The sequence below is a fragment of the Rhodococcus sp. EPR-157 genome (genome assembly GCF_001647195.1).
In the GTDB taxonomy this organism is placed as follows: domain Bacteria; phylum Actinomycetota; class Actinomycetes; order Mycobacteriales; family Mycobacteriaceae; genus Rhodococcoides.
In genome coordinates this window covers 1-4,443 of record NZ_LVCV01000659.1, presented here as the reverse complement: position 1 = coordinate 4,443, position 4,443 = coordinate 1, and the positions used below count along the sequence as shown (strand labels likewise).

Below are 4,443 nucleotides of genomic sequence, written 5' to 3'. Positions count from 1 at the left end.
AACTCCAGCCCGTCGGTGGCGAGACGGTCGACAGCCGGGATGGTGAAAGGCCACTCCTGCGTACGATTCTCAGACCGGATGTAGGCGCGTTCGACGAACATCGATCAGTCGGTCACCGGACGATCGACGTAACCGGTGACGTGCTCGGTGTCGGCGCTGCATTGGTAGTACACCCATTGAGGTTCCGACGGATCCGCAGCTTCTCCGAACCGGTGGGTGACACGCTGCGCGCACAAAGTGCCCGCACCGGTGTCATGGCAACGAAGATTGCTGGGTATGTACATGACTCCACTGTAGGCCTCTATTCGGACGGCTGTTTACCAGCGGTTTTACCGTCGAACGGGTTGTTCGGATTGGGGGAGTGGTGCCCTCGGTGAGACTCGAACTCACACTGCACGGGTTTTGAAAACGGATGGTGTGGATTATCGGACCCGCCCCTACCTGCGTCAATCTGGTGCCGGGCCGGACATAGCCGCAGGTCAACGCGCAATAGCAGGCAACTACAGCGCGTTCGCGAGCAATTGCAACACAGTTCAAAACAGCCCTGATATGCCCCCAGACACCGGGCTGGTGCCGGGGTGCCGGGTGGCGTACGTTTGCGCTCAAGCACCTTTGAGCTGGCGCAGTGCGCCGGTAGGTGCGCCGCAGTAATGCCCGTCCCGTCTGGCCCGAGGCCGAACCTCCACCGCAGCGCGAGGGAGCCACTAGTTCGCCTCAACCATTCGGAGACCACTATGACTACAACCCACCCCACCAACACCGGACCCGGCTTCTCGGGTCCGGACCACCCCACGACCGGCCCAGGCCGCTCGGCGTTCCTGCGTCCGCTCTGCGGCGCTGAACGCGGATACAACACTGCTGGCGATGTACTCGTAAATCGCACGGCCGACGGCGTAGACCTCAACCTCATTTGGCAGGAAGCGCAGCAGGCTCTCGCCCTCGCTAATGCCGAGCGCACTTCGCTCGCGTCACTCATCAGCTACCCGACGACTTCGGTCGCCGACCCGGTGGCGCAGGCCGTCGGTGGCGACCATTTCGAGGAGAGCTCCGAGATGGGAGAACCGACCGGAATCCGTTCCGGCGCAGCACCACTACTGATGGGCTACAACTTCAAAGACTTCGATTTGGCCGCAAGGCTGACCTGGAAGTTTCTCCGCGACGCTCCAGCCGAACAGGTGCGGGACATCATCAATCGCGCGCTGGAAGCAGATAACCGGCTCGTGACCGGCAGCCTGATTCGTCAAATATTCACCAACGCAACAGGTTTCAACGAGTTCCAGCATCCCGTACGCCCGCTCTACACCGGCCTGGACGGCAGTGTGCCGCCACCGTTCGCGGGGCGCACGTTCACGTCGTCCGCGAGCCATATGCTCGCAAGTGGTAACAGTGCCATCGACCCCGGCGACCTACAGGACGCGATCAGCGCCGTGACATCCAAGGGATACGGCATAAATCGCGGTAGCCAACTCATCATCCTGTGCCATCCCCACGAGGCCGAGATCATCTCCACTTTCCGGCGGGGCGTGCAGACCAACGGCATAGAGAGCAGGCACGACTACGTCCCGTCAGTGACTGCTCCGCCATGGCTCAGCGACGAGTCGATCGTCGGTGTGCAGCCTCCAGGTGAATTCAACGGCCTGCCCGTCGCTGGCCAGTGGGGACCGGCGTGGATCGTGCCGACGTACTACTTGCCAGATTCGGGCTACTTCGCCTGCGTTGCCAGCGGTGGCCGGAACAATGCCTTGAACCCGGTCGCTTTCCGTCAGCACGCGAACGTGGCTTATCAGGGTCTCCGGCAGATTCCTGGTCGTGACCAGCGGTATCCGCTACAAGACAGCTTTTTCACCCGCGCCTTCGGGACAGGGGTTCGTCATCGAGGAGCTGCCTGCGTAGTGCAGATCACGGCGGGCTCGGTTTACACACCTCCCGTCTGGCAGTGGACGTAAGACATGCCGGACTTCGGTCAGCGGGAGGACAAGGGCGAAAGCGAGTTCGGCTGGGGGTCTGGCCTCACTCAGCCGGGACTCGAAGCAGCTCCCCCTTCTCAGGGCGGACGGTATCGCGGTAAGACGCCGCCGATGCCGAACAATCCGGCTCTGGACGATCTGCAGCGATTGATCGACGGCGAGGGCGACTGATGACACGGCGTAAGCCAAAGCGCGACAGTCGCGGTCGGTTCTCTCGGGTTGCGGGAGCCAAGGTCGCAACGAAGACAGCCACCCGCGCTGTGGGTCGAAAGGCCTCCGCCAAGGTCCGGCAGTCCTACGTGAAGGGCAGCTTCGAGAAAAACCTCGAAGTCGGCCAAGGTGGTGCCTACAAGGGAGCAAAGGTCGGCGCGGAGTTCCGCACTCCCGCTGGCCGCGGTGCGCTCGTCAAGGGCATCGTTGGTTATCACGGCAAACCAGATCGTCGGCTAGACGTGACCCCGACGCTCGACAAGCCAAAGCGAGAGCTCACGGTACGGGTGCGCCCGAATTCAGCCCGCAAGATGTCCGCACCGAGCGACGTGCTCAACTCCGACCCGGCGAAGCTCAGGCCACTCGAAACAGCACCCCTGTAGCTGACAACAGGACAACCACACAAACTCCGGAGGTGCCTATCCCTCCGGTCTTGGCAGACCCTGGGGCTTGGGTCTGTCCGCTTCCGCCCTCTCGGTCCTCCTGTCCGGTACGCCGAGAGGGCGGACGTGTCTGCGATGGTCGCGGTCATGGGCCAAAAGCTACCAAACGCGGATCGCCGTCCATCGCTCCTTGACTTCTTTTCGGCCACTGGGGGTGGCGGGGTCGCGTAGAACGGCGTTCAGCGTCGATTCTGGCCCGATTGACGGCACACGATTCTGTGAAAACTCTCAGGAATTCTCACCAGAGCTATTCTGCAACAACGTGTTTCGATGCCCAGAGCTGTTGCAAGTTGCCGTAAAGTGTGGTGCTATTGTTTGGTACAGCGCGGCACGGCCGCACCGGGGCTGGGCACCGGACCAAAGGCCCACCCGCTACTGAGGAGCAAGAGCAAGCTTCCGCTCCTCGGGGGACCGTTACAAAGCGCTAGCAGCCGGGACAGCGCAAGGTCACCCAAACAACGAAGCAGTGCACACCCACGACAGCACCCGTCTGTCGCGAGGGTGCCTGCCTCGTGCAGACCATCCTCGTGACGCATTCCGAGAGAGGTCACCATGAGTACACGAACAACGGCGCGAGACGCGGGTACCGCCGCGTCGGACAACCCGCCCGAAGACCGTCGCGTTCTGCCCACAATCAAGGGTTACGAACGGGCCGAGGCGTTCCTCAATGGCCGCGCGGGCATCAAGGTCGTTACAGCGCGCGCAATACAGACACACACCCAACGCGGCACCCTGAAAAGCTTCACGATCTCGAATGCTCGATGGTTTTCCGAGACAGACCTGATGGATTGGGTCATGTCGCTGCGCGAGGGTGGTGCGAGCGCATGACCTACATCGACGATGACAAGCGGCGCAAGCTGGTGAAGAAGTACCCGTCGCTGAAACAAAAGAACTGGCGCGAGCCCTCTCCCGAGGGCGATCAGATCGATGCGCCGATGCGGGTGGCGGAACGCGAAGACTATTCGTCTCGGGCGCAGGACATTCCGCGATTGGCTGTAGTGCTTCAACACATGGCAGAGAATCCAGGTGATCGTGCGTGGGACGGTGACGCCGACGATCTCTACCTGCCGAATGCCGCAGGTCTGAGCGTTGAGAATTCTTCTCTGACGGGCGAGTCAGAGCTGATGCCTGGAGTGCGGCTTGCGGACCTTCGAGCATTGCACAACACTGCTCAGGCAGTAGCGGGCAACTCGGTGCACATCGGTCAGCGGGTGCAGCTCAGTGCATTCACCGGTCTGCAGTTTCAGGTAACTCTGGGGTGGACCTCTCGCACAGTGGCCGAGCGGCTCCTCGATCGCCGTCACGCGCATCGATGCACGCTCTGTGAGTGGCGAGACGGCACTTATCGACGCGGGAGCTGCGGCATCGCCGTCACTTGCGGCACGGTACTCCGCGTGATCAACGCGTGCGACGAATGCCGTGAGTCGATCGAGTTCGAATATTCCGGCGTAGATGTGTTCTACCAGGCTGGCAGCGAGCACAAAGCATGAACGAACCGATCACCTCAACCGTCGGTCCACTTAGCGGGCAGAAGCCGTATCCGCGAGGGCCGCTTCCGGTGCCGCTGTTGACAGTAGACGAGCGCTCCGAGTTCTGGGATCAGGTCTCGTACGAACAGAACGGTTGTCAGCTCTGGACCGGCGACGTCCTCGGGAATGGCGCAGGCTGCTACTACTTGCGAGACGCGGCGTACCAGGCGCACCGGGTGGCGTATCAGAACCGGGTCACACTCTGAACCGTCCTGGGACTGGTGGAGACTGTGATCTCACCAGGAGAATGCAGATATGGGTGCACCAAGGAAGTTCGATGCCGAGACGCGTGAG

Annotated in this window: 7 protein-coding genes; 6 read left to right on the top strand and 1 reads right to left on the bottom strand. The window is 61.8% G+C overall.

From position 1 onward, the window contains the following. Nucleotides 1–104: 104 nt before the first annotated feature. Nucleotides 105–284: a hypothetical protein gene (locus A2J03_RS27900; protein ID WP_068380971.1), complete on the bottom strand. Its 180-nt coding sequence runs from the start codon at nt 282–284 to the stop codon at nt 105–107. A 450-nt stretch (nt 285–734) separates the two neighbouring features. On the opposite strand from A2J03_RS27900, the gene A2J03_RS27895 reads away from it, so the two are divergent. The 6 genes from A2J03_RS27895 to A2J03_RS27870 all read left to right on the top strand — a co-directional run bounded on the left by A2J03_RS27895 (nt 735) and on the right by A2J03_RS27870 (nt 4,355). Then, on the top strand, nt 735–1,946 hold the full coding sequence (locus A2J03_RS27895; protein ID WP_231912743.1) for a hypothetical protein: 1,212 nt from the start codon (nt 735–737) through the stop codon (nt 1,944–1,946). 3 nt (nt 1,947–1,949) lie between these two features. After that, nucleotides 1,950–2,138 carry a hypothetical protein gene (locus A2J03_RS27890; protein ID WP_068380968.1) on the top strand — a complete coding sequence of 63 codons (189 nt, stop codon included), beginning with the start codon at nt 1,950–1,952 and terminating at the stop codon, nt 2,136–2,138. After that, nucleotides 2,138–2,560 (top strand): hypothetical protein, encoded by a 423-nt coding sequence (locus A2J03_RS27885; RefSeq protein ID WP_068380966.1) that lies wholly within the window; start codon nt 2,138–2,140, stop codon nt 2,558–2,560. Before A2J03_RS27890 ends, A2J03_RS27885 begins: the two co-directional genes overlap by 1 nt. Nucleotides 2,561–3,172: 612 nt before the next feature. Next, nucleotides 3,173–3,448 carry a hypothetical protein gene (locus tag A2J03_RS27880; protein WP_068380963.1) on the top strand — a complete coding sequence of 92 codons (276 nt, stop codon included), beginning with the start codon at nt 3,173–3,175 and terminating at the stop codon, nt 3,446–3,448. Further along, the gene (locus tag A2J03_RS27875) at nt 3,445–4,110 is read left to right on the top strand and encodes a hypothetical protein (RefSeq protein WP_068380960.1); all 666 of its coding nucleotides are present in this window, start codon (nt 3,445–3,447) and stop codon (nt 4,108–4,110) included. Before A2J03_RS27880 ends, A2J03_RS27875 begins: the two co-directional genes overlap by 4 nt. Further along, complete coding sequence (locus A2J03_RS27870) at nt 4,107–4,355, top strand: hypothetical protein (RefSeq protein WP_068380957.1); 249 nt, start codon at nt 4,107–4,109, stop codon at nt 4,353–4,355. Before A2J03_RS27875 ends, A2J03_RS27870 begins: the two co-directional genes overlap by 4 nt. Nucleotides 4,356–4,443 lie beyond the last annotated feature (88 nt).

Excerpts from the sequence above, each read along its gene's own strand:
- A2J03_RS27885 (WP_068380966.1), top strand. The coding sequence starts at position 2,138 with ATGACACGGCGTAAGCCAAAGCGCGACAGTCGCGGTCGGTTCTCTCGG.
- A2J03_RS27890 (WP_068380968.1), top strand. The coding sequence starts at position 1,950 with ATGCCGGACTTCGGTCAGCGGGAGGACAAGGGCGAAAGCGAGTTCGGC.
- A2J03_RS27870 (WP_068380957.1), top strand. The coding sequence starts at position 4,107 with ATGAACGAACCGATCACCTCAACCGTCGGTCCACTTAGCGGGCAGAAG.
- A2J03_RS27895 (WP_231912743.1), top strand. The coding sequence starts at position 735 with ATGACTACAACCCACCCCACCAACACCGGACCCGGCTTCTCGGGTCCG.
- A2J03_RS27875 (WP_068380960.1), top strand. The coding sequence starts at position 3,445 with ATGACCTACATCGACGATGACAAGCGGCGCAAGCTGGTGAAGAAGTAC.
- A2J03_RS27880 (WP_068380963.1), top strand. The coding sequence starts at position 3,173 with ATGAGTACACGAACAACGGCGCGAGACGCGGGTACCGCCGCGTCGGAC.
- A2J03_RS27900 (WP_068380971.1), bottom strand. The coding sequence starts at position 284 with ATGTACATACCCAGCAATCTTCGTTGCCATGACACCGGTGCGGGCACT.